Origin of the sequence: Marinagarivorans cellulosilyticus (genome assembly GCF_021655555.1) — a bacterium.
GTDB lineage: Bacteria > Pseudomonadota > Gammaproteobacteria > Pseudomonadales > Cellvibrionaceae > Marinagarivorans > Marinagarivorans cellulosilyticus.
Map to the genome: position 1 here is coordinate 2,551,027 of NZ_AP023086.1, position 24,524 is coordinate 2,575,550.

Consider the following 24,524-nt stretch of genomic DNA (forward strand, 5'->3'; position numbering starts at 1 on the left):
ACCGTGAGTATTATTGAGCAACCCACAGATTTTAATCAGCTGCCTGATGCGAAGGGCCACTTCGGTCAGTTTGGCGGGCGTTTTGTTTCTGAAACGTTGATCCATGCTCTAGACGAGCTTAGCGAAATGTATAACCGCTTAAAGGATGACGAGGAGTTCTGCCGAGAATTCGATCATGACTTGGCTCATTACGTTGGGCGTCCGTCGCCGTTATATTTTGCTGAGCGTTGGACAAAAAAAATTGGTGGTGCGCAACTGTTTTTAAAGCGTGAAGACCTTAATCACACGGGTGCGCACAAGGTTAATAACACCATTGGGCAAGCGTTGTTGGCAAAGCATTCGGGCAAAAAGCGCGTTATTGCCGAAACCGGTGCTGGCCAGCACGGGGTGGCAACAGCGACGGTAGCAGCACGTTTAGGTTTGGAGTGCGTGGTGTACATGGGGGCAGAGGATGTTAAGCGTCAGTCTCTTAATGTTTATCGTATGAAACTTTTAGGTGCCACTGTGGTGCCGGTTGAGTCTGGCTCTAAAACCTTAAAAGACGCCATGAATGAAGCCATGCGCGACTGGGTTACGAATGTTGACGATACCTTTTATATTATCGGTACTGCTGCGGGGCCACACCCATACCCGCAGTTAGTGCGTGACTTTCAATGCGTTATTGGGCGCGAGGCCCGTCAGCAATGCCTAGCGCAAACGGGGCGTTTACCGAATGCCTTAGTTGCTTGTGTGGGTGGTGGCTCTAATGCTATTGGTTTATTTCACCCGTTTTTGAATGATAAAGACGTTGCAATGTATGGCGTAGAAGCTGGTGGTCACGGCGTTGAAACGGGTAAGCATGCAGCCCCGTTAAACGATGGCGTGCCGGGAGTTTTGCACGGTAACCGCACCTATTTAATGGAAGACGAAAACGGCCAAATTATTGAAACTCACTCAATATCGGCAGGCTTAGATTACCCAGGCGTGGGCCCAGAGCACGCATGGTTAAAAGATGTGGGGCGCGTAAGCTATGTTCCCATTAACGATGATGAAGCCATGAACGGTTTTCGCAGCCTAACGCGGGTAGAGGGCATTATGCCTGCACTGGAATCGTCACACGCTATTGCTTATGCCGAAAAGCTCGCCGGCGAACTGAGCAAAGACGACATTATTATTGTTAACCTTTCTGGGCGTGGTGATAAAGATATTCTGACCGTTGCCGAAATTGATGGAATTAAGGTTTAAGATGAATCGAATAACAACAACTTTGGATGCACTAAAAACCGAAGGCCGAAAAGCACTAGTCACCTATATTGTAAATGGCGACCCTACGCCCGATACAACATTGCTAAGCTTGCACAGCATGGTTGCAAACGGTGCTGATATTATCGAGGTGGGTGTGCCTTTTTCGGACCCTATGGCAGAAGGCCCAACTATTCAGCGCGCCCATGAAAGAGCATTAGTTCATGGCATTAGCTTAACAAGCACGTTGGATATTATTGCGCAATTCCGCAAGACCAATACCACAACGCCTATAGTGCTGATGGGTTACGCCAACCCTGTTGAGCGCATGGGCTATGCGAATTTTGCTAAAAAAGCCGCCGCCGCAGGTGTTGATGGTTTATTAACCGTGGACTTACCGCCAGAAGAATCTTCCGATTTAGATGTTGAGCTTAAAGCGGTAGGTATTCAAAATATTTTCCTTGTCGCCCCAACTACTGCTGACGAGCGCATTGCGCACATCACCGCGTCTGCAACAGGCTTTATTTATTATGTGTCCTTAAAAGGGGTTACCGGAGCTGGTCATTTGGATGTGGATTCTGTAGCGCAAAAAGTCGCAGCTATACGAAGCACTACGGGTTTACCTGTGATGGTGGGCTTTGGTATTAAAGATGGTGCTAGCGCCAAAGCGGCTAGCCAAAGTGCTGATGGCGCCGTAGTGGGTAGTGCGTTGGTGGCACTAATGGCTGAAGGCTCTGCAGAAGAAATTGCACAGCGCGTGGGCGAAAAAGTCAGTGAAATTCGACAAGGTTTAGATGTTTAGACGTTGCAAAATTCACGGCTAAATATACGACTAAGTATGCGCGCTTAAATCACAGCGGCGCTAAAATCGATACACAGTAAACGCAGGCCCCACAGGGGAAGCAAGAGGCAAGTAGAATGAGTTGGTTTGATAAAATTGTCCCCAAAGTTGTCCGCTCAGATGAGCGAAAAAGCGCAAGCAACATTCCTGAAGGCTTGTGGCAAAACTGTAAAAAATGCGCTGCTGTTTTGTATCGCCCCGAATTAGAGAAAAATTTAGGTGTGTGTCCTAAATGCGACCACCATATGCGTATAGGTGCTCGCAAGCGCTTGGATTTATTTTTAGACAGTGGCGAACGAGAAGAGCTTGCAACAGACGTTTTACCCGTTGATCGTCTTAAATTTAAAGACGTGAAAAAATACAAAGACCGCTTAAGTACAGCGCAGAAAAAAACTGGCGAAAAAGATGCCTTAATCGCGATGCGCGGACAGTTAAAAGGTATGCCCGTTGTTGCTGTAGCGTTTGAGTTTGATTTTCACGGTGGTTCGATGGGCTATGTTGTGGGCGAGCGTTTTACCCGCGCTGCGAACCGCGCGTTGGAAGAGGGCATTCCCTTGGTGTGTTTTCCGGCTACCGGCGGTGCCCGTATGCAGGAAGCTTTAATTTCTTTGATGCAGATGGCAAAAACCAGTGCAGTGATAGAGCGCATGAAGCAGCAAGGCGTGCCTTACATCTCGGTAATGACAGACCCTGTTTATGGTGGCGTTTCTGCTAGTTTGGCGTTGTTAGGTGATATTAACGCGGCAGAGCCAGGTTCACGCGCTGGTTTTGCTGGCCCTAATATTATTGAGCAAACGATTCGTCAAAAATTACCTAAAGGGTTTCAGCGTGCAGAGTTTTTGTTAGAGCACGGTGCTATCGATATGATTATTCACCGCAGTGAAATGCGTGACACATTAGCGCGCCTATTAGCGAAAATGACAAACCAAGAGCAACCTGCCGCCTAATGACAGCACGTTTTAATACGCTCGCTGAGTGGTTGGCTTGGCAAGAAAGCCACCACCCGTCGGCCATCGATTTAGGTTTAGAGCGTGTTCGTATAGTGGCGGAGCGTTTAGGTGTGCTTTCGCCTAAAGCCCGGGTTATTACTGTCGCGGGCACTAACGGTAAGGGTAGCTGTGTTGCTACGCTTGAGGCATTGTTAAGTGCTGCCGGTAAGCGCTTTGGGGCCTATACTTCTCCGCACTTTATACGCTACAACGAACGCGTTCGCTTGCAGGGCCAGCCTGTTAGCGATGCACAGCTATGCGATACCTTTGCTCGCATAGACGAGGCCCGTGGTGATATTTCTCTAACGTATTTTGAGTTTGGCACCTTGGCCGCGATGGACATATTTAATCGCGAGCCGCTGGACTACTGGTTATTAGAGGTTGGTTTAGGTGGGCGCTTGGATGCCGTCAATATTGTTGCGCCTAGTGTCGCAGTAATTACATCGGTCGCTATAGATCACGAGGCTTGGTTAGGATCTACCCGCGAAGTTATAGGGGCGGAAAAAGCCGGCATTTGCCGCGCTGATGCTCCCTTGATTTGTGCCGATAGTGCTCCGCCAGAATCTGTGCGCAACCAGGTTGAGCAGCTAGGGTGCCCTGCGTTGTGGTGGGGCAAAGATTTTGGTGTTAAAGATAATACGCTGTGGACAAGCGCAGGTTTAAAACTCAGTGCTGCCGAAGTGCGTTTGCCATTGCCGAGTGTTGCAGCGGCTATACAGGTGTGCGAGTTGGAAGGGTGTTTACCCCAAGCCCAGCTTGTGAAAGCTATTGAGGCTGTGCAGTTAACTGGGCGAATGCAGTTATTACCGGTTGGAGATGTATCTTTGCTGCTGGATGTTGCGCACAACCCCGCGGCAGCAGAGCTGTTAGCCGCCGAGTTAAAGCGGCGTAGCTTCAAGCCAATGCCTGCCATTGTCGCTGTTATGGCAGATAAAGACTTAAATGGTGTATTGGCCCCTTTAATACCGTGGGTGAGCCACTGGCATTGTGTACTTCTTGCAGACAACCCTCGGGCAGCGCAACCTGAGGCCGTGGCTGCTGTTTTACAGCAATTGCAGGTAAGTGGCGATGCTATTACCGTTGGAAGGACAGTGACCAACGCAATAGACGGTTTACAACAACAGGATTTTGCGGCCCAACAAGCATTGGTTTTTGGCTCTTTCTTTACGGTTGCCGAAGCGTTGAGTTGTTGCGAAAGTTAAGCCGCGAGCGGATATGTTTGTGGGCGTTATGCTTTTTTATTGGCGCTTTTTTGAAAGGCGTTGTTAATTTTGTTGTGCTAAGGCATACAAAGTAAAAGCGGTAAGTGGGTTATTAATATGGATGATGGTTTAAAGCAGCGGCTCATTGGTGCCATTGTGCTATTGGCGATAGCGGTAATTTTTATTCCGGTATTGTTCGATCGTCAAACAATCACGCCTGTGAGTATTACCACGCAAGTACCACCAATGCCGACTATTGAAATTGAGCCTATTGTTGTGGCTCAAGCGCCAGAGGTGCCCTCGCCAGCGCCAGAACCTGAGCAAATGTTTATTCCGGATGAGACTAAACCAGAGCCCGAAACACCCGCTGCACCAACATTAAATGATAACGGCGTGCCTAATGGTTGGGTGTTGCAAGTTATTAGTTACAGCGAAAAAGCGAAAGCTATTTCTTTTCGGGATCGTCTTATTGAAGACGGTTACCATGCATTTTTACGCGATGCAAAAACCTCGAAGGGCTTGCATCACCGCGTTTATATCGGCCCCAAACTCGATAAAAAAGCGTTGCTAGCCGATAAAAAAATAGTGGATTCGAAGTATAAGATATCCAGCATTTTATTGGATATGACACCCAAGCAATAAAAGCTTAGCCGGCTTCGTGGCTTTCGAGTGCTGCGGTAAACGCATCGAAAGTTTCCAGTAAAACGGGTAAAAATCCTTCAATGGCGACTTTGTCATTAGCCATCAAATAACCTTCAAATTCAGCACATTTTTTTTGTAATTGCACGCCGCCTAAATTCGCCGATACGCCTTTAATATTGTGCGTGAAAGCTTTGGCTTCTTCGAAATTTTCTTTGGCTACGGCTTCTTTAACCTCTGCAATTTTTTGCGGCATGTCTTCCATAAACATTGTAATGAGCTGCATTAGGCGATCGTTACGGTGTTTTACTCGCTTTAATATGGCTTCTTTATCCCAAACGGGTTCTTCTTCACTACTGGTCTCTGCTTTTTCCTCGGTACTCGGTGCTTGGGGTGTTGGCGGTTCGGGTAAATTTTCTGAAGCACTGCTTTGTAGCTCGGCTGCTTGTGAGGGCTGCGCTTGTGAAGGTAGTGCTTGTGGCGCTGAAACTGCCTCAAGATTGAGGTTGGCTCGTAATACTTCCTCTAGGGTGTCTGGGTCTATAGGTTTACTAATGTAATCATTCATCCCTGATTGTAAGCATTTTTCCCTATCGCCGGTCATGGCGTTTGCTGTCATGGCAATAATGGGAACATTTTGATATTTTTTACCTGCCGCGTTGTCTCTGATTTGGCGCGTGGCTTCGTAACCGTCCATTACAGGCATTTGGCAGTCCATTAAAATAGCTTCAAATGGTGGAATATCTGCCGGTGCCGTCGCCAGTGCGCGTATAGCTTCGTTGCCATTATTCGCTAAGGTAACGGTTAAGCCTAAATCTTGCAGTAAGCCCTGAGCCACCTCTTGGTTAATGGGATTATCTTCGACTAAAAGCACGCGGCAAGTTTGCTCTGTAATGCGGCTGCTGCTTTCGCTGGTTTTTTTATTGCTGATGGCAATCAAACCTTCGTTGCTATTGTTGCCGGTCAATAATTGCATCAGGGTATTAAATAAGTCTGATGGTGATATAGGTTTGGTTAAGCTCGCATGAAAACCAAGGTTGGCGAAATCTTGATGTGTGGCGCGGTCGCCTTGCCCGGTCAGCAATATCCTTAATTGCTTTTGGTGGTCTGGCATTTGGGCTATTTGCAGGCTAAGTTGGGTGCCGGTGTTGTAGGGCAGTTGATTGTTAATGATGGCGAAATCAATAGAGCCGCGCTGCGCATTAAGAATTTTTAAAGCTGATTCGCTATTTTCAGCTTCGTACGTTTTTGCGCGCCAGCTATGAAGGATAGAGATAATTTGTTTGCGCTGTGGTGCGCAGCCATCGACGACTAGAATATTGTGAGCGCTTAGGTCTAACCACGGAAGCCCTTGTACTTTTTCTTCGCTACTTTTTAATTGAGCATAAAAGGTGAAGTTAGAGCCTTGGTCTATTTCACTTGAAACAACAATTCTACCGCTCATTAAGTGGCATAACTTAAGGCATATTGCCAAGCCCAGCCCTGTACCGCCATATTTGCGGGTAGTGCTGGTATCCACTTGGGTAAAGCTTTCAAAGAGTGATGAAAGCTTATTGTTCGGTATGCCAATACCGGTATCGATAACACTGCATTTAAGCTCGGCGGTATCGCCCTCTAGGGTTAGAATTGGGCAAATTTTAATGAAGCCTGTTTCGGTAAATTTAATAGCATTGCCGACTAGGTTAATAATAACTTGGCGAAGGCGGCCTGGGTCCCCAATGACCTTGCAGCTTGGGATGCTGCTGTAGTCTACGACTAATTCAAGCCCTTTTTCTTGTGCGCGCAATGCTAAGGGCGCTGTTGTTTCTGCAAAGAATTTGTGAATATCAAAGCTAATGGATTCTAACTCCATTTTTCCCGCTTCAATTTTCGAGAAATCGAGAATGTCATTAATCAGCGTTAATAACGATTTTGCACTATTTAGCGCTAAGGTCGCAAAATGGTCTTGTTTTTGGTTAAGCTGCTCGCGCATAAGTAAGCTAAGCATACCTATGATGCCATTCATTGGGGTGCGAATTTCGTGGCTCATACTGGCAAGAAACTCGCTTTTGGCTTTATTGGCTATAGCTGCTTCGGTGGCCATGGTATTGGCCTTTGTTAATGTTTTTTGCAATTCTTGGTTGGTCATCAACAGCTCGTAGGCTGTTTTTTTACTGGCGGTAATATCGGTATGGGTGCCGTACATCATTAGTGCTCGGCCATCTTTGGAGCGGGTGATGACTTGTCCGGTATCTTGTATCCATACCCAATCTCCATTTTTGTGGCGCATGCGAATTTCAACGTCGTAAAGTGGTGTTTGGCCACTAATATGCGCGACGAGCTTTTCGGACGAAATGGGGTAGTCTTCTGGGTGGATTAGATCTTCCCACGTTTTAATGGTTATGGGTTGAAGCTCTTCTAATGTGTAGCCAATAAGCTGCGCCCAAGTTTCGTTAACAATGGCTTCGCCGGTTTGTAAGTTCCACTCCCATGTGCCGGCATTAATGCCTTGGATGATGCTCGCGAGTCGCTGTTTTTCTTTTTGCAATTCAGATTTAGATTTCTTTATGCGCACGACATGTAGCGAGGTGCGTTGCAATAGGTAGGCGATACCGGCGAGAAGGAGTGAAAACACCAGCCCTGTGGCGAGCAGCATAATTGGCATTCGGTTAGCGCTGGCATCTATGCTTTGGGTTTGGGTTGATAGCGCAATAATAAGTTCGTGGTTGTAAATGTGGCGACTTGTCTTGGCGGTTAGCCCTTCGTTAATTGCTGCCTCATCGCCATAAATACTTTGGTTAGCCAGCGATATATGGATGTTGAATTTTTTGAGTTGAAGCTCTTCTATGGATTCTTCAATAACAGACTGCAGCCACGTTTGTGTTTTAAAAACGGCAACAATAAAACCTTCAAAATCATTGTTAGTCAAAATCGGGAAGTACATCAATACACCAGTACCGCCTTGAGCTAAAGCGATAGGGGGCGTCATTGTTGTGATGGCGTGTTTGTAGGCTTTTTCCAGCGAGGCTTTGCGCTCGGGTTCTTCTGAAAGGTTAAGGCCTAAAATCGAACGGTTGCCTTCTAAAGGTACTGCCCAGCGAACTACTAAGTTGGAATCGACCCATTCAATTGCGTGATAGCCCGGTTCGTCGTTGACCATATTTAAAGCATCAGCTTCAAACTCTTCTTGGCTTAAACCATTGTGAATGGGCCACCGGTAAGTTAGGCGTTGTAGTGCGCGCGCGCGTTGGTGCAAATCTTTGTAGATGTCGTTACTGAGGCCCTGAGCATAATAATTAAGTAACTTTTCTTGCTCTTTACTGCTTTGCTCGGACACTAAACTGTAAAGCAATAAGCTGAGGGTGCACGCGACCATGCCCACTAAAAGTGGGAGTATGGGCTGATTAATAATGGGTGCCGACCGGTTGATTAAACGCGACATTACAAGATGCTGACCCCTGCCATTGCTCGATACGTGTAAGTGCATGCAGGCTCGGTAAGTATCCTGCAGCAGACTCTTCGCTTCGCTAATTCCTTCTTTAACTATAGCTATTTTCACCATAAACGAAGGTGAGTTTATGTTTGAAAGTTAATTTCTATTCGACTTTTTCTCAGTGCGTGCCAAAAGATTGGCGTATTAGTTGTGTTGTGCTCTGCTGGGCATTTGGTGGGTGTTTTGTTTTTGCGTTATGGCGTCATTTGTAGTGTTGTTATTTAAGCGACCTTATTGACTTTCGAGAAGTGGAATTACCCGAATCACTGACAAGGGTGTCATTCAAGGAGGTAAATTTCACCGCTGTGAATATGGTCACGAATATTGCTGAAATAATTACGAGTAGATCGCAAAGATCCACTTTATTTATTTGACTTGAAGCGCGACTGATTAGAATGGCCGGCTGCTACGTGGCCTTGCGCTGGGAACAATACGTGACTCCCCGGGCTTTCTTTAGGCGTGGAGTTGTGGCTTGTACTAGCCGCCCATTAGAACAAAAAATATTAAAACGATATCGGTATTATTAGGGGTTTGACATTTATGACGGAATTTGAGTCTGCTAAGGCGACCATTAATGATGTTGCCAGCCATGCTGGGGTGTCTAAAAAAACAGTATCTCGAGTAATTAATAATGAGTTAAATGTTCGCCCTGAAACTCGCGAGCGGGTTCAAAAGGCAATGGCAGAGCTAAATTATTACCCCAATTTGTCTGCCCGTAGTTTGGCTTCTAAGCGTTCTTATTTAGTGGCAATGTTGTATTTTGATGTTGGCGCTTATTATTTACACCAATTGCAAGGTGGCATGTTAGATCACTTTTCTATGCGCAATTATTCTTTACTGATGCAACCTTGCGAGGGTTCTCCTGAACAAATATTGGCGTTGGTAGAGCATAAAGCGCGTTATATGAACATTGATGGTTTTGTGCTGGTTCCGCCATTGGTATGTATGTCACCACTAACGTCGTTGTTAAAGCGGTTGGGTAAGCCTTATATTCGCATTACGCCGCGCGAAGAATACGACGGCTTTTCTGAGGTTTTGTGTGACGACGAGCAAGCGTCGTATGAACTCACAACGCATTTAATACAGCAAGGCCATAAAACGATTGCCTTTGTTCGCGGCAACCCCGAGTGCCTTTCGACAATCACGCGCTATGAAGGGTATAAGCGAGCGTTGCTCAGTCACGGTTTACCTGTTGATGAACAATATGTGGTTGCAGGAACTTATGAATTTAGTTCTGGGGTGGTTGCTGCTAAAACGTTATTGCAGCGCCCAGTTAGACCGACAGCAATTTTTTGCAGTAATGACGATATGGCTGCGGGGGTATTGTCTGTTGCTCACGAACTTAATATTGCCGTGCCTCAAGCGCTTGCTGTTGCCGGTTATGATGACTCGCCTTTAGCAAAACAATCGTGGCCTGGGTTAACATCCGTAAAACAACCCAATCGTCGTATGGCGGAAATTGCCGCGAATAAGCTCATTGATAAAATCGAAAAAATAGATAACACCGATTACCCTCAAAATATCGCATGCGAGGTTATTTATCGCAATTCAACCGAGGGCTGGCAAGCTAAACTAGAGGCGGTGGCCGGCTCGAAAACAGAAGAAGGGGTTTAAAGCAGGTCCAAATTTTACACAACGGGTGTCGCGTCGAATTTGAAATGATTCTTGGCAATATTAAGCTGAATTAATTTGGGTTGTTTCTTCATGTCTGCACACGCTTTTTTTACTGATTGGCGGGTGCTTTCGTCACAATCGATGCCAAGATAAACTGCGCGAATACTGCCTGGGGTTAGCATCCTTTCGTCTCGGTTGGGATGGTCTGTTTTTCTGAAGCTTCCGTTCCTTGGCACAAGCGCTCGCCATTCGCGCTCTTCCGATAAAAAGCTGGGTTTTGATAATAAGTTTTTTGGGAACCGCTGGTTTGGGTTTACCGCTAAGTTATACAGCAGTTGGTTAATTTGCTCTTTTAGGGTTGTGAGCTGTGGGCGCTCGTTTGTATAAATAACGGGTTGAACCTGCTCTAACCCGTTGTCGGTATCTGGTGCAATACCAATTGCGATGCCGCGATGGTTATCGGCAAACTTTTCCCACGCTTGCGGCAGGTCGCTTGAGGCACAAAAGCAGCAAGTGCGCACAGATTCAACAAACATCTGCCATTTTTGTAAAGACGCGTGTAGCTGCTCTTCTTTTTGTGCAACCATTCGGCTCAGTAAATCTTTGAGTACGGATTCAGCTTCCTGCGGGGAGTTAAAACGCTCTTCATCGCGCCACCGGTTAATGGCAGTCATCAATGGTGTATCCCCCTGAGGCCTATCATCATTAAAGATAAGCGTCGTCGAAAGCTTAACGGTTGCTTCAAGAAGTTCTTGGCTACTGAAGGGGATAGCGCATTTGCCATTCATCTCAAAGGGCGATGAATATAAATTAGGGCTACTCCATAGCAGGCTTTGTGAGCGAAGTATGGCGAGGCCTGCGTCAGCGCTGACGTATTTAATAAGTTGTTTGGGGCGCTCGGCGGTCACTGTCAGTCTCGTTATTAGTGCGTCAATGTGTTGGTGTCCATCTTAAGGGTAGTTGCTGTTGCGCAATCGTGTTTGCTTTTTGCTGCTTTCTTGTGAAAACAGCCGTTACTTAATACGCCTGCTCGTTGATTGTGTCGTTAGCGTCAGCGTTTGGGGCGAGTCTATAAGTAATTCTTGGCTGTAACCAGGTCGAGGCTGCGCTCGAAATTCTATGTTTCCACTTGCGCTAGACAATGCCGCAGCTAAAATACGCCGAGTTTGCGCTCAGCATCTTCGCTATTACTGTTCTATTAAGGGGTTTGCCATGCAGTTTTTAGGTTCTCATGTTTTATCGGTTGATCAGTTTGAGCGGTGCGATATTGAGCATGTTTTTGGTGTTGCCGATTCTATGGTGCCCTATGCTTCGCGGGCCAAGGTAACGCGAGTGCTTGAAGGCGCTATTTTGGGCAACATGTTTTTTGAGCCGAGTACCCGTACGCGGGTAAGCTTTGGTTGCGCCTTTAACTTGCTGGGCGGCAATGTGCGCGAGACTACAGGGTTTCAAAGCTCGGCCATTGCAAAAGGGGAGTCGTTGTACGATACCGCGCGGGTGCTGTCTGGTTACAGTGATGTGATTTGTATGCGCCATCCAGAGCCTGGCTCGGTGGCTGAGTTTGCCGAAGCGAGTCGCGTGCCGGTGATTAATGGCGGTGACGGCGCTAACGAGCATCCAAGTCAAGCATTGTTGGATCTATACACCATTCGCAAAGAGCTGGAAGATAAGGGGCGTTCGCTCGATAGCTTGCGTATTGCCATGATTGGCGATTTGAAGCATGGCCGAACGGTGCACTCATTGTGCCGCATGTTAGCTTTATTTAAAGGTGTTCAGGTTGTGCTGGTATCGCCGGATGAACTCGCAATGCCAGAAAAATACGTAGAGCATCTGCGCCAAGCTGGCCACCGAGTGACCATTTCATCTGACTTATCCGACGGCATTCGCGATGTGGATATTGTTTATTCAACGCGTATTCAAGAAGAGCGCTTCAGTAGCAAAGCCGAAGCCGATATGTACCGTGGGCGCTTTCGTTTAAATCAGGCCATTTACACTCAGTATTGCGAACCTAATACCGTCATTATGCATCCATTGCCGCGGGATTCACGCGCCGATGCTAATGAATTAGATAATGACCTGAATCAAAACCCTAATTTAGCGATTTTTAGGCAAGCCGATAATGGCGTGCTGGTTAGGATGGCATTGTTTGCACTGATTCTCGGCGTCGAAAACGATGTTGAAAAGCATGCGAAGCCTGTGGGTTGGTATCATCGGCGCTCATTGCTATAAGGCCTTGTATTAAGCGGCTTATAGTTCAATTGACGCAGAGCCAGAGTGGTAAAGTACGCCCTTTTTAATACTTAAGTGACAGTTTTATTTACATTTAAGCAAAAAGTATGATTTTGTTTGTGTTTTCATTGCCGTAACCCATTACAATCGAATGGTAGTTCATTGTGGTGGGTTGTGCTGATGTCTCCTTTGCGTTCTTCTTTTCGTTACACATTAAAGTCTCTTCTTCTATTAACCCCAGTGCGCAGTTCGCTAGCCGTTACAGCGCTTTCGCGGGATACCCTATCGCCAGAGTGGAGCATGCCGTTGCCTAGGGCTGCACAGCGTCAACGTGGTTTAGCTTTGCTGTTTAAATTCTGTGTATTAGTGTCGCTTATACTTGTTATGGCTTGGAGCACGGCATCTTCTGCTGACGAGCGCGACCTAGTAGCAAAACAAACGCAGCAGTGGCTAATGGCAAAATACGATACTAATGGCGATAGTATTATTTCGGTGGATGAAATCAGCCAGAAGCGTGAAAAAATGTTCAGTTACATGGATGACAACGGCGATGGCCGAGTGAGCATTGATGAATATGCTTTATTGGATGCGAAAAAACGTGCGCTTATTGTGCGCGCTCGCTTCACCAAGTTAGATGCCAATGCTGATGGCATACTGACCGATGAAGAGTACATTGAATACTATGGCTCTTTTGGAGCATTTGATTTAGACGGTAATGGCAAAATTACTTCGGATGAAATCAATAGCGATACTAGCGCCACTTCAACGCAAGTTGCTACAAGCCCTGCACCTAAGTGCTTTTTGTGGTTGTGTGTGCGCTCCAGCGCGCATTAATACTCGATAACACGGCCGCGATAAATACGTTTTTTACGTTGCTTCTCTTGTGCGTCTTTTTGAGTGGAGTGTTTGTCGCCGACTAAGGGGCGGTCTTCTGCTTGAACCTGCCCGCGGTACACCTTAATTGTTTGGCTGCTTACCGGCGCCGCTGGGTTTTCTAGCCTGGCGGGCCATGGCGCACCGGCTAGATGAAACAGTTCTTTGATCAGTGCTTTATTCACAGCGTTAGCGCCGTGGTGGTAGTGGTGTTGTAAATCGGAGAAAAGCTCAGGGTTGGCAAGCTTTATGGCGGGCTTCATGTCTGATGGTACTAGTCTGCGAATCTCATAGACTAGCTCGATCATGGGTTTGGTGAATTGCATAGTTGTATGGGCCATAGATTGTTGTGAGCACAAGGCTGGGGCATCAACAATCCTTTGCTTAATCGGCAAGTAAACAGGTGTAACGACTCTTACCAAGAGCGTACTCAGCTTGCGGCGCTGCACTCGCTGGTTGTTTTTCGTGCCATTAAGACCGATTGTTCCACTTGTTTGGTATTAAATCCACCTCTAATCGCAAAAAACTTGATTGTTTAATATTTTGTGCTACCGCTTTTCTGTTGATGCTCTTGTAGTTAATACATTACCCCAGTACTCGCGGCCTATAACTTGATCGTGCCAAGGCTGGCTTCTTTTATGTCGCTTGCGGGTTTATGCCGTTACAATGCCAAGCCACAGTAATTGTATATATGCACATCTATGACAGCCCCTTTTGTTCACCTTCGAGTACGCACTGAATTTTCTTTGGTTGATAGCATCGTTCGCATTAAGCCGCTGATAAAAACGGTAGTGGATATGAACATGCCGGCCTGCGGCATTAGTGATTTAACCAACTATTTCGGTTTGGTTAAATTTTATAAAGCGGCGCAGGGCGCAGGGGTGAAGCCCTTGGGTGGCTGCGACTTTTTATTGCGTATTGATGACGAAACGCCGCCCACGCTATTTACGCTTTTTGCGATGAATAACCAAGGCTATAAAAACATTTTAGAGCTGATCTCGCGGGCATACCAAAAAGGCCAGTATGGTGGCCAAGCGCTCGTACGCCGTGAGTGGGTAGAGGAGTGCAGCGGCGATGTTATCGCGTTATCCGGTGGGCGCGATGGCGAAGTTGGCATGGCTTTGGTGGCCGATCGCACCGCCCAAGCGCGTGAAATGTGTGCTTGGTGGCAAAAAACATTCCCTGACCGGTTCTACTTAGAGTTACAACGCACAGGCCGCCCCAACGAAGAGTTCTATTTGCATGCGGCGGTTGCGTTAGCGGGTGAGTTACAAGTGCCGGTAGTGGCGACAAATGATGTGCGCTTTTTAACGGCTGATCAGTTCGACGTTCACGAAGCGAGGGTGTGTATTGGCGAAGGGCGGGCTCTGGACGATCCACGCAGAGAAAAACGCTATTGCCCTCAGCAATATCTGCGTAGCCCCGAAGAAATGGTCGAGCTATTTAGCGACATTCCAGAAGCCATCGAAAATACAGTCGAAATAGCCAAGCGTTGTACGCTGGATATTCAATTGGGCAAATACTTCTTGCCAGAATACCCCATCCCAGAGGGCATGACTGAAGCTGAGTTCTTTAGAGAGTTGTGCGTTAAAGGCCTGGATAACCGCTTGAGCAAGCTAATGGATGTTAGCTTGCCAGACTTCCCGCAAAAGCGTATTCCTTATGATGAGCGTCTCAATTTCGAGCTGGATATTATTATTCAGATGGGGTTCCCAGGTTACTTTCTTATCGTAATGGACTTTATTCGCTGGGCGAAAGAGCACGATATCCCCGTTGGGCCTGGCCGTGGCTCGGGTGCGGGCTCATTAGTGGCCTATGTGTTAGATATTACCGATCTTGATCCGCTCGAATACGATTTGCTCTTTGAGCGATTTTTGAACCCCGAGCGGGTATCGATGCCGGATTTCGATGTCGATTTTTGCATGGATAACCGCGACAAGGTGATCGGTTACGTAGCCGATAACTATGGCCGCGATGCCGTAAGCCAAATTATTACCTTTGGTACCATGGCGGCAAAGGCTGTGGTGCGCGATGTGGCGCGCGCGCAGGGTAAGTCTTATGGCCTTGCCGATAAGCTTTCGAAGATGATTCCTGCCGATCCTGGTACAACGCTAAACAAAGCGTTTGAGCAAGAAGAGCCGTTGCGAGAATTTTTAGCCATTGACGAGGAAGCCCAAGAAATTTGGGATATGGCCTTGCAGCTCGAAGGCGTTACCCGAAACGTCGGTAAACACGCCGGTGGAGTTGTGATTGCACCGACAAAACTGGTGGACTTTGCCCCGTTATATTGCGATGAAACTGGCGCAGGGCTGGTGACGCAATACGATAAAAACGATGTGGAAGATGCCGGCCTTGTGAAGTTTGACTTCTTGGGCTTGCGCACGCTGACAATCATCGACTGGGCCAAAAAAATGATCGACCAGCGGTTAATCGCCAAAGGCGAACCGCTATTAGATATCAGTGCTATCGATCTTCAAGACGAGCCCACCTTTAAGCTACTTAAGCGGGCCGAAACCACCGCCGTATTCCAGCTGGAATCGCGTGGTATGAAAGACCTTATCAAACGCTTGCAGCCTGAAAACCTCGAAGAAATTATTGCCTTGGTTGCACTTTTCCGGCCGGGGCCTTTGCAATCGGGCATGGTTGATGACTTCATTAACCGTAAGCACGGTCGTGCGCCAGTTGCTTACCCAGATGCAAAATACCAGCACGAAAGCCTTAAGCCTATTCTTGAGCCTACCTATGGCGTAATTGTTTATCAGGAACAGGTGATGCAAATTGCACAGGTGCTGGCGGGTTATTCGCTCGGTGGCGCCGATATGCTGCGCCGTGCAATGGGTAAGAAAAAGCCTGAAGAAATGGCTAAGCAGCGTTCTACCTTCCAAGACGGTGCCAAAGATAACGGCATAGATCCAGACCTTGCGATCAAAATTTTTGACTTGGTGGAAAAGTTTGCCGGTTATGGTTTTAACAAATCGCACTCGGCGGCTTACGCTTTAGTCAGTTATCAAACTGCTTGGTTAAAGGCGCATTACCCCTCGCAATTTATGGCGGCGACCATGTCGTCGGATATGGATAAAACCGACAAAGTCGTTACCTTTATTGAAGAGGTGCGCAACATGGGAATTAACCTGTTGCCGCCAGATGTTAATAATGGCGACTTTCATTTTACAGTGGATGATGACGACAATATTATTTATGGCTTAGGGGCTATTAAAGGCTTAGGTGAAGGACCGGTTGAAGCCATTATTGAGGCAAGAAAGGCTGGGCCGTTTAAAGATCTCTTCGATTTTTGTGATCGCGTTGATGCACGCAAAGTAAATAAGCGCGCCTTGGAGGCGTTGGTGCGCTCTGGGGCTATGGATAATATTGGCCCCGGTGTAGATTACGATTACGACCGCGCAGTATTGTGGGCGGCCATTGCCGAAGCCGTTAAAACCGCCGAGCAAAGCGCCAAAAACGCCAGTGCAGGTATGGTCGACTTGTTTGGTTCTGTGGTGCCCGAATCCGATAATCGCGCTGATGTATACCAAGATTTTCGCCACATAAGGCGCCAGTCAATTAAAGAGCGCTTAAATGGCGAAAAAGAAACCTTGGGCCTGTATTTAACCGGGCACCCTATTGATGAATATGACGCAGAGCTAAAGCACTTAGTGTCGTCGCGTATTTCTAGTTTAGTACCCGATAAAAATAAACAAACGATTGCGGGCATGGTGGTGGCGTTTCGGGTAATGAAGACCAAGCGCGGCGATACCATGGCCTTTATTACCCTTGATGATCGGACCGGCCGAATTGATTTAGCTATCTTTGCCGACACCTATAATGATCACCGTGAAATTATTGTGAAAGATGCTCTGCTGGTTGTTGAAGGGCAGGTCAGTAACGATGATTACAGTGGTGGCCTTAAAATGCGTGCCGATACCATTAAAGGCTTTGATCAAGCGCGCGAGGCAAGGGTGGCAGGCTTACGTTTACGCCTAGATAACAATGAATTATCGGTAGATACCGTGAAGCAACTAAAGCAAAGTTTAACGGCCTTCTCGGGTGGCCAGTGCCCCGTTATGGTGAGTTTGAATACCGATTATGCCACCGCACAGTTGGCACTAGGCCAAGAGTGGCGAGTACGTGCCGCCGATGATTTACTGCAAAGCTTGCGCAGCAGCTTTGGCTCACAAGCGGTAGAGGTTGTTTACCGTTAATTTTGAGCAGCTTATTGCGGTGTGCGATCGCTCCTGCGCACCGCATTGGGGTATTCATCATGTCGCAATCACTTGTTCGCGTGAATATTCTACCCATTATCAACGCTTCAACTCTTAAATCGTGACTACAATCAATGGGGTGGCTGATATTTTGTTGCGTATTGGCTTGTGAATTTTTTACCTCGTACATTGGTATAACCAACGGTTGCTTTTATGAAGTCTCAAATATGCCTGCTATCGGCGTTACTAGCCGGTTGCTCAGCGTTCTCTTCGAGCGAATCGAAAACACCAGCAGAAAAAGGCCTGGCCGATTTAGCCGATATGCCTATTGGTATTGCGGTGAATATCGAAGGTAAAGCGCGTGATACCTTAAATAGCGCCGTTCGCCGCGCTATTGTAACGACGCACTTTGACCAAATGTCCGTCGAAAACACAATGAAAATGAAATACTGGGATAGCAAGGATTTCTCCAACCCTAGGGTTGACGAGCTAACGGCCTTTGCTGTTGCTAACAACCTTAAGATGCATGGTCATGTGTTGGTATGGCATCGCTCGTACCAGCTACCAAGCTGGGCATATGACGATAACCCTAATTTCCTTACTGACTTTACTCGGCACGTTGCTGGTGTGGCAGGAAAAAATGCATCAACAGGCATCATGGCGAGTTGGGATGTGGTAAATGAAGCCCTTTACGATAAATACGATGATGGCGACAACGGCCCTAACGGTAAAGGTGGCGACGTAAACGGGGGGGTGAAGTATCGAAAGTCAGTTTTTTATCGCGCTTTAGGCCCAGATTATATTGCCCAAGCGTTTAAAGCGGCCGATAAAGCCGAGCCCAATGCCGACTTGTATTACAACGATTTTAATACTGAAGATGGCGGCCCAAAAACTGATTCCTTGGTTAATTTAATTGATGGTTTGGTTAAGCAGGGCGTACCGATTGATGGCGTCGGTTTTCAGATGCATGTGATATCAGATTACCCATCGCTCGATAATATTAAAGCGTCGTGGCGTCGCATTCTTGATTTAAACCATAATCTTAAAATTAAGATTACCGAATTAGATGTGCGTGTGAATAATCGCTACGATGGTAATCCCGATAACGACTACGAAACTTGCAACAATTGCCCAGGCCTTGAGAAACAAAAAGCGCGCTACAAGGAAATTGTTAAAGCTTACTATGAGGTGGTGCCAGCTAAACTGCGTGGTGGTATTACGATTTGGGGTGTGTCTGATACTGACAGTTGGTACGGGCCAGTAGAAAAACCATCGCAACCCGATTGGCCCTTGTTGTGGGATGGAAACCTTAAAGAAAAGCCAGCTTTTTACGGTGTGAAAGAAGCAATAATAGAATCTGAATAATCACTAAAAAGTAACCAAAAGGCTTTGGGGGATTACCCCAAAGCCTTTTTTTATGCCCATAAAAAAACCACCGGCTAGGCGGTGGTTTTAGGTTTAAAAGGCCGCTGCGCTATGGCGGCCCATTTAAGGATTAGCCTTGGCTAATTAGGTATCGCTACCGCACTCGGCTGAACCGTTACCGTCAAGGTATTCGCGCAGCCATATAATCGCGGCTTTCTCTGTACCTTCTGCGGTCACAATGCCAGAGCGTTCGGTGTTGCGCCATGTTTGACCTTCGATATAGCCCCACAATGTTACGCCCTGGATGCTTGGGTGTTCCCACATCGTTGGGAAGAGTGCTTTGTAGCGCGCGCACTGGTCCATGCCTTCATCGTCAATATCCAGCTCAGAAATATACAGCGGAATATTAAATACGGCAAAGCGGTCGAGTTCGGCATCTATTTGTGCGGCAGTGACACTATTCCAAGAATCCACGCCATTAATACTAAAGGCATGTGTTTGGAAGCCAACCCCATCAATTAAGTCGCGGTCGTTAAGTAAGCCAATAATGGTTTCGTAGTCGGTAGAGTTAGTATTAGAGCCATTTACAGCATCGTTAATAATGTTGTAATCATTAATTAACAAAGTGGCATTGGGGCAGTATTGCCTGGCTTTTTCGTAGCTCCAAATGACCCAATCCCAGCCTGTAGTGCCGGCACCGCCTATGGCATCGCGATAAGATGCGGGCGCATTGGTGGGTTCGTTCACAACGTCGATCATATGCTTAAAGCCATTTTCTGCTGGTGCATCGTAGCGCTCGCAATAGGCTTGAATCCATTCTTCTACTTCGGCTAATTGCTCAGCTTCGGTTAGGCTGCCAATCCAGCTAGGCTCTTGGCTGCCCCAGACAAAGGTATGGCCTTTAAATGGCATGCCATTAACTTTGGCGTAGGCGTAGGCGCGGTCTAAGTTGCCCCAGTTCATAAAGTCGCGGCTGCCTTCAACGGCATCCCACTTGCCAGAGTTTTCAGGTGTTACTTGATTCCAGTAACTGCCAAAACTGGTTGGAATAGAGCTGGCAATAATGTTACCCAAGAATTTGGTTGCACCGGCGGCTAGCCCACCAGTGGCGGTCGCGTCGGGTTCTGGGTAAACAATGGAGTCGTCGCCTGCTGCCCCTAAAATCACCATGTCATCAACATAATAAGAAGCGGTTTCGCTCGCAGACTCGATATAGGCATAAACACCTGTTGAAGTGCCTGTGGGGGTGTGAGTGTAAGAGCCGCTCAGTTTGACCCAGTCGTCGGCTGTTACGCTTTCGCTGGTGATGCCGGTGTAATTTGCATTGCCGTCGTCATCGGTATAGTTAACGGTAAGGCTAACGGTTTCGGTGCCTTCACCCGCGGCCATTTTGACCCACACTTCGAAAGAGTAAGTTTCGCCTGTAGCAAAGTTGCTTAGATTAATTAAAGGTGCGTTCCAAGAATCGGTACGACCGCTAACAAGAATGCTAAATGAGCCGCAATGAGCCTCTGCGTCGCTTTGCTCCGCTGTGGCGCCTTGTGCCCCCCAAGGAGTTAAGCCGTCTTCAGCGCCGCCGTTAACCGCTAAATTATCTGTGACAGCGGCGCATGCGGTGGCCATCTCAGAACTAGAGGTCGCTTCAGAACTCATGGCCATTTCAGAACTAGAGGCCGCTTCAGAACTCATGGCCATTTCGGAGCTAGAGGCCGCTTCAGAACTCATGGTCATCTCAGAGCTCGAGGCCTCTTCGGAACTCATGGTCATCTCAGAGCTAGAAGCCGCTTCGGAACTTATGGCCATTTCAGAGCTAGCAATACTTGAGCTGCTGGCAGCGTCATCGTCTTCATCATCTTTGCAACCACCCAGCGCTAAGCTTAAGGTCGCAATAGCGATAAGGCTTTTACCTTTGTTTCTAGAGGATGTGTTTATCAGTGAAAGCATAGGTGTCTCCAGTGAGGGATAGAATGCGCGGCTGTTAAGCCTGCGCATAGCTTAAAAATCACAGCTAAGTGTAGTTGTGCCTACTGGAGTTACCAGACGAAACATAATAAAAAAGAGTATTCATGACTGATGAGTACTTTAATTGCCCTAGGTTTGATTATTTTTCGCCACTCCAGTCAAGGCGCATGTCCCAAGTGTGTACTTTACTTGGGTCGAGCACGGGGGTATCGCTCGTTATGGCGCGATGCACATTGATTGCGGGTGTGATGTTGGCATCGCGGCCATAAATGTAGTCTTGATCATGCACGATGGTTAGGTACGCTTTATTCAAGCTCAATGCACGCGCCGGTGATGGGGTAATGAGTGTGTAAACATCGGCGTTTTCGACGGCGTTTTTGCGTAGCGTGCCATCGGCATTAAACCATTTCTCGGTCATTTCGCTGTTTTGGCGAAATTCATTACCGCCGCCCACAGTAGCTAGGTAATGAGCAATTTCACCTTGCTTGCTGCCCATTGTTGGCGCATCAACCATGCCTTTTAAATCGATGTAACCCCAGCCGTTTGCACCTGTAATTTTGCGGGCAAAAGCAAATGTTTGGTCAATAGTTGTACCGATAGTGCTGTGGCAGCCCATGCAAAAAAGTGTTTCTTCGCTGTCTTGTATGCGTAAGTGTCCATCTTTGGCTTCGATAAACCCCATTAGTGTCCAGCCAAAATTATTGCTAATACCTCTATCTTCGCGGTAATCATATTTTGGCAGTCGGCCCTCTGTTTTTTCTTGTTGCTCGTTACCGTATGCGGATAACAAACTGGCTGCTGATAAAAACTGGTGTTTACGCATATAGCGCAGCTCTTTCATGCGCGCCGGTACGGTAATGTTGCCATTGTTATCTACGCCCACATAACGCACAGTGTGTAAAAATTCCGTGCCTTGCGGGTACAGCATAATGTTTACGGGGGTGTGATTCGCGCCGCCGGCATAAGTGACTTGCTGGGGTATTTCTGTAATGCGCTCTTCTAAAATTCCGTTTTGGTTGAGGTCCTGGCACAGCAATTTTTCGTTAATAGGCGGGGTAGATATAGTGCTTAAATCTTTAATCGCCATTTCTAAAATAGCAAGGTTCGCTAAATAGGCGTCTTGTGAATAAGCATTATCGTCACGGTTGTTTGTATCGGTGCAGGCGGATGCTCTAAAGGCTTGAGGTAAGCGAATCATTACGTCGTCTGTAGAACCATTAGTTGGCCAAAAGGTACTGGGCAGTGGTTTGTAGTTAAATGCTACCCAGTGGCTACCATCTTTCGCAAAACCTAAATTATCGAAAGCCTCTTTACCTAAAGCTAAGTTGTTAAGTTCTGGAATAGGGCCTTGCCAGTCGGCCATATCTTTTAGTTGGCGAATGAGTGGTGAATAGTTATCGGTATTGATGTAATTAAGGATTTCGTTATCACCGATTTGGCTAATGCGTTCGCGACGATCTTCAAATAAGTTTTTCCAGTGATTTGTAAGCCCAGGATCTGAAAAGGCGTATTCCATCTGCAGGCCCAAATCATTCATCGCGTTAGGGCGCGAGAGAAAGGGATAGCTTTGATGGCACGTAATACATGGGTTGTAGTTGGCTTCGTGTTTTGTATAGCACTGGGGCGGAATAACGGCTTCAGGGTTGTATGTGGTTGTGCGGGTTTTGGGGCGAATATCGCTGGTTTTAGTATTGCTTAATAATGCATTCGCCGCAGTGGCATTATCTTTTTTTTCGTTTAATGAGGAATCACTATTGCAGGCAGAAAAAAGTAAGCAGGCGCTAAGGATAAAAAGCGTTTTCATTGTGGTACCGTTGGTATTACAAACATAAAGTTGGTTATAAAAAAAGGTGGCCGAAACCACCTTTTTACGTACATTAATTAGTGAAGCGTAGGCTTCAGCAATTACTCATTAAATAGCGGGGTCGTCAAATACCCAAACCATATTATTTTGGTGATTTCCGGTATCTTCACCAATTAATACACGACCGTCGTTTAAAATGACGAGGTTGTCGGGGTTAGAAATGTTATTAATATTGCAGCGGTTAGCGGTGCGGTCTGGATAGTAGGGGCCGCCAACAATCGCTGGGATCATATGCGTCGCATCAACATTGCCATCGCTATCTTTAACCAACTTCATTCTGTACACCAAGCCGCAGCTACCGTGAGTACCATCGAGTTGAATGCTGCCAACATCGTCAGCCATAGCGCCAGTAAAGGAAGACATGGCCATATACATATAAGCTTGCGCGCCATCTGCTGCGCCGTTATTCCACCAAGCGCTTGCGAGATCGAAGTTGATATTCACGCCTTCCATTTTATTAAATTCACCGGTTGCGCCTAAGGCAACAGCCGCTTTACGCGATTCTAAAAAGGCTGGGCGATCGTCGCTAAATGGACTTGTGGCAATAGTGCCGTCGGTATCTAAATCGGTTTGGGTTTTAGCTTCAGCCCAAGCGTTGATATTGGCATCAGTAATATATTTTGCTTCAGCTATTGTGCCATCGTAAGACCGCACAATAGTGAGGAGTTCGGCATCGCTACCGTGCCCGAGCTCTACCCACTCAATCGCAAACGCGGCTTCGGCAGGGTCTGTTACGCCACTGGTTTGCGTGACTTTAGCCGCATATAAAGTACCAGCGCTTAAATCACCTGCGGTATCAGCAACAAATTTAAAGAAAACAACACCGCCGCCATCGTCACTTAAAAATACGGTTTTATTGTCGGGCATTACCACGGGGTTTTCGTGCGAAAAGCGGCCCATAACAAAGCGTTTTTCCATTTCGATATTCGCAACATTGGCAGCCGTGGCGGTATCGTTAGTGCCGATTTCTACTATGTAGCCGTAATCGTACGGGTTAGCCCATGCGCCAGAGCCATCGACTGGCAGACCAAGGTAGCTCGTTACCGATACGGCGTTGCCATTGTCGGTATCAAACCAGTCGGCGGTATTATCAAAATAGAGTTCTTCTGCTGTAAGTGGTGTGTTCCAAGGGCTTACGCTGCCAAAGCAGTTAACCCAAGTCCCCTTAACGCTAGAAAAATCTAACATGCCTTCTTGAGTAACGGATTGATAACCAGAAGAATTTAAATCATCAACATGAATTCGGCTCATGCCGCCTGGCCGATCTTCCCAGTTGGTAAAAACATAAAAGCCTGTGTCGCCATCAGGAATTACACCGTTAAAATCGGGGTCGTTAGAATTCTTAAGCAATGTTGTGCCGTTTGAAGCAATAATATCACCCATGGTTTTATTATCAGCTAGGGCGACATCTTGCTGAGTTAAAACCTGGTAACGACCTACTGCGGTGTTCACCACTTCTTTTTCGCTTTCAAGAATAGGGGCGGGCAGTTCAGCTACTTGGCCTAAATTATTAAAGTCGGCGCCAACAACAACACCTACGGTACCTTTGGCAAAAGCCATCCCATCGCTATCGAGGGTATCGTTTGCCGAGTTAGGGTGTTGCACGTTTAAAAAGAACGTACCATCGCTGTTTAGGTACATGCCTGTAAACTCGGCACCCAAAGGCGCGCTAGCTAAGCGTATAAGGCTGGCTCCGGTAACGCCGGGTTCGCCCTGTTCTCCTGTCGCGCCGTCGGTGCCTGCTGCCCCGTTTGTACCTGCGGCTCCTTGCTCGCCGGTTTTGCCTTGTGTACCGTCATCGCCGTCACTGCAACCGGTAAGACCTAAAGCCACTGCTGACATAGCAGCAATAAGTACGCTGAGCGTTTTGCGTTTCATAATGTATCACCTAACTAATGGATGTCTGAAAATCACTTCCCATATGGAATTGTGCAAGCCAGTCGTTAGCATTTGGCGCCAACTCAAACTTGTGGTGCTGCAGGCTAGAGGCTGCCTGTGACAAATGGCTGACTGTTTTGGGGCAATTAGGTGATAGTTTTGTGGCATTCAGACGA

The 24,524-nt window shown here is 47.2% G+C and carries 16 protein-coding genes; 10 read left to right on the forward strand and 6 right to left on the reverse strand.

The features are described 5' to 3' along the window. Positions 1-9 precede the first annotated feature (9 nt). The 5 genes from trpB (at position 10) to MARGE09_RS10360 (ending at position 4,895) form a co-directional block, all read left to right on the forward strand. On the forward strand, positions 10-1,224 hold the full coding sequence (trpB, locus tag MARGE09_RS10340) for a tryptophan synthase subunit beta (protein ID WP_236987354.1): 1,215 nt from the start codon (positions 10-12) through the stop codon (positions 1,222-1,224). 1 nt (position 1,225) lies between these two features. Then, positions 1,226-2,023, forward strand: coding sequence for a tryptophan synthase subunit alpha (gene trpA, locus MARGE09_RS10345; RefSeq protein WP_236987254.1), 798 nt, complete (start codon positions 1,226-1,228; stop codon positions 2,021-2,023). A gap of 116 nt (positions 2,024-2,139) precedes the next feature. After that, a complete protein-coding gene (gene accD, locus MARGE09_RS10350) occupies positions 2,140-3,009 on the forward strand; it encodes an acetyl-CoA carboxylase, carboxyltransferase subunit beta (RefSeq protein WP_236987255.1) in 870 nt (289 codons plus the stop codon). Beyond that, a complete protein-coding gene (locus MARGE09_RS10355; protein ID WP_236987256.1) occupies positions 3,009-4,253 on the forward strand; it encodes a bifunctional folylpolyglutamate synthase/dihydrofolate synthase in 1,245 nt (414 codons plus the stop codon). The genes accD and MARGE09_RS10355 overlap by 1 nt, the downstream gene beginning before the upstream one ends. Before the next feature lie 117 nt (positions 4,254-4,370). After that, entirely contained in the window at positions 4,371-4,895 is a 525-nt protein-coding gene (locus tag MARGE09_RS10360) for an SPOR domain-containing protein (protein WP_236987257.1), read from the forward strand. Between the two features lie 4 nt (positions 4,896-4,899). Here the strand turns inward: MARGE09_RS10360 and MARGE09_RS10365 are convergent, their stop codons facing one another. Beyond that, entirely contained in the window at positions 4,900-8,313 is a 3,414-nt protein-coding gene (locus MARGE09_RS10365; RefSeq protein ID WP_236987258.1) for a response regulator, read from the reverse strand. Between the two features lie 591 nt (positions 8,314-8,904). Between MARGE09_RS10365 and MARGE09_RS10370 the strand changes: the two genes are divergently transcribed. Continuing rightward, complete coding sequence (locus MARGE09_RS10370) at positions 8,905-9,978, forward strand: LacI family DNA-binding transcriptional regulator (RefSeq protein WP_236987259.1); 1,074 nt, start codon at positions 8,905-8,907, stop codon at positions 9,976-9,978. Between the two features lie 14 nt (positions 9,979-9,992). On the opposite strand, the gene MARGE09_RS10375 is transcribed toward MARGE09_RS10370, so the two are convergent. Beyond that, positions 9,993-10,886 carry a DUF2971 domain-containing protein gene (locus MARGE09_RS10375; RefSeq protein WP_236987260.1) on the reverse strand — a complete coding sequence of 298 codons (894 nt, stop codon included), beginning with the start codon at positions 10,884-10,886 and terminating at the stop codon, positions 9,993-9,995. A gap of 304 nt (positions 10,887-11,190) precedes the next feature. Here MARGE09_RS10375 and MARGE09_RS10380 point away from each other — a divergent pair, with 304 nt between their 5' ends. Beyond that, positions 11,191-12,207: an aspartate carbamoyltransferase gene (locus MARGE09_RS10380; RefSeq protein ID WP_236987261.1), complete on the forward strand. Its 1,017-nt coding sequence runs from the start codon at positions 11,191-11,193 to the stop codon at positions 12,205-12,207. A 180-nt stretch (positions 12,208-12,387) separates the two neighbouring features. Continuing rightward, a complete protein-coding gene (locus MARGE09_RS10385) occupies positions 12,388-13,041 on the forward strand; it encodes an EF-hand domain-containing protein (protein WP_236987262.1) in 654 nt (217 codons plus the stop codon). Here the strand turns inward: MARGE09_RS10385 and MARGE09_RS10390 are convergent. Continuing rightward, a complete protein-coding gene (locus MARGE09_RS10390) occupies positions 13,038-13,406 on the reverse strand; it encodes a hypothetical protein (RefSeq protein ID WP_236987263.1) in 369 nt (122 codons plus the stop codon). The two genes, MARGE09_RS10385 and MARGE09_RS10390, sit on opposite strands and share 4 nt — an antisense overlap. A gap of 375 nt (positions 13,407-13,781) precedes the next feature. Here MARGE09_RS10390 and dnaE point away from each other — a divergent pair, with 375 nt between their 5' ends. Next, the gene (gene dnaE / locus MARGE09_RS10395) at positions 13,782-17,279 is read left to right on the forward strand and encodes a DNA polymerase III subunit alpha (RefSeq protein WP_236987264.1); all 3,498 of its coding nucleotides are present in this window, start codon (positions 13,782-13,784) and stop codon (positions 17,277-17,279) included. 213 nt (positions 17,280-17,492) lie between these two features. Then, positions 17,493-18,644 (forward strand): endo-1,4-beta-xylanase, encoded by a 1,152-nt coding sequence (locus tag MARGE09_RS10400; RefSeq protein WP_236987265.1) that lies wholly within the window; start codon positions 17,493-17,495, stop codon positions 18,642-18,644. A gap of 144 nt (positions 18,645-18,788) precedes the next feature. On the opposite strand, the gene MARGE09_RS10405 is transcribed toward MARGE09_RS10400, so the two are convergent. From MARGE09_RS10405 to MARGE09_RS10415, 3 genes are all read right to left on the reverse strand, one after another. After that, positions 18,789-20,588 (reverse strand): endo-1,4-beta-xylanase, encoded by a 1,800-nt coding sequence (locus tag MARGE09_RS10405; protein WP_236987266.1) that lies wholly within the window; start codon positions 20,586-20,588, stop codon positions 18,789-18,791. A 157-nt stretch (positions 20,589-20,745) separates the two neighbouring features. Further along, on the reverse strand, positions 20,746-22,410 hold the full coding sequence (locus tag MARGE09_RS10410; RefSeq protein WP_236987267.1) for a hypothetical protein: 1,665 nt from the start codon (positions 22,408-22,410) through the stop codon (positions 20,746-20,748). Positions 22,411-22,518: 108 nt separating this feature from the next. Next, positions 22,519-24,348: an alkaline phosphatase PhoX gene (locus tag MARGE09_RS10415; protein WP_236987268.1), complete on the reverse strand. Its 1,830-nt coding sequence runs from the start codon at positions 24,346-24,348 to the stop codon at positions 22,519-22,521. Positions 24,349-24,524: the final 176 nt, after the last annotated feature.

Excerpts from the sequence above, each read along its gene's own strand:
- MARGE09_RS10385 (WP_236987262.1), top strand. The coding sequence starts at position 12,388 with ATGTCTCCTTTGCGTTCTTCTTTTCGTTACACATTAAAGTCTCTTCTT.
- MARGE09_RS10355 (WP_236987256.1), top strand. The coding sequence starts at position 3,009 with ATGACAGCACGTTTTAATACGCTCGCTGAGTGGTTGGCTTGGCAAGAA.
- MARGE09_RS10410 (WP_236987267.1), bottom strand. The coding sequence starts at position 22,410 with ATGAAAACGCTTTTTATCCTTAGCGCCTGCTTACTTTTTTCTGCCTGC.
- dnaE (WP_236987264.1), top strand. The coding sequence starts at position 13,782 with ATGACAGCCCCTTTTGTTCACCTTCGAGTACGCACTGAATTTTCTTTG.
- MARGE09_RS10405 (WP_236987266.1), bottom strand. The coding sequence starts at position 20,588 with ATGCTTTCACTGATAAACACATCCTCTAGAAACAAAGGTAAAAGCCTT.
- trpA (WP_236987254.1), top strand. The coding sequence starts at position 1,226 with ATGAATCGAATAACAACAACTTTGGATGCACTAAAAACCGAAGGCCGA.
- MARGE09_RS10415 (WP_236987268.1), bottom strand. The coding sequence starts at position 24,348 with ATGAAACGCAAAACGCTCAGCGTACTTATTGCTGCTATGTCAGCAGTG.
- MARGE09_RS10390 (WP_236987263.1), bottom strand. The coding sequence starts at position 13,406 with ATGCAATTCACCAAACCCATGATCGAGCTAGTCTATGAGATTCGCAGA.
- MARGE09_RS10365 (WP_236987258.1), bottom strand. The coding sequence starts at position 8,313 with ATGTCGCGTTTAATCAACCGGTCGGCACCCATTATTAATCAGCCCATA.
- accD (WP_236987255.1), top strand. The coding sequence starts at position 2,140 with ATGAGTTGGTTTGATAAAATTGTCCCCAAAGTTGTCCGCTCAGATGAG.
- MARGE09_RS10380 (WP_236987261.1), top strand. The coding sequence starts at position 11,191 with ATGCAGTTTTTAGGTTCTCATGTTTTATCGGTTGATCAGTTTGAGCGG.
- MARGE09_RS10400 (WP_236987265.1), top strand. The coding sequence starts at position 17,493 with ATGAAGTCTCAAATATGCCTGCTATCGGCGTTACTAGCCGGTTGCTCA.
- MARGE09_RS10370 (WP_236987259.1), top strand. The coding sequence starts at position 8,905 with ATGACGGAATTTGAGTCTGCTAAGGCGACCATTAATGATGTTGCCAGC.
- MARGE09_RS10360 (WP_236987257.1), top strand. The coding sequence starts at position 4,371 with ATGGATGATGGTTTAAAGCAGCGGCTCATTGGTGCCATTGTGCTATTG.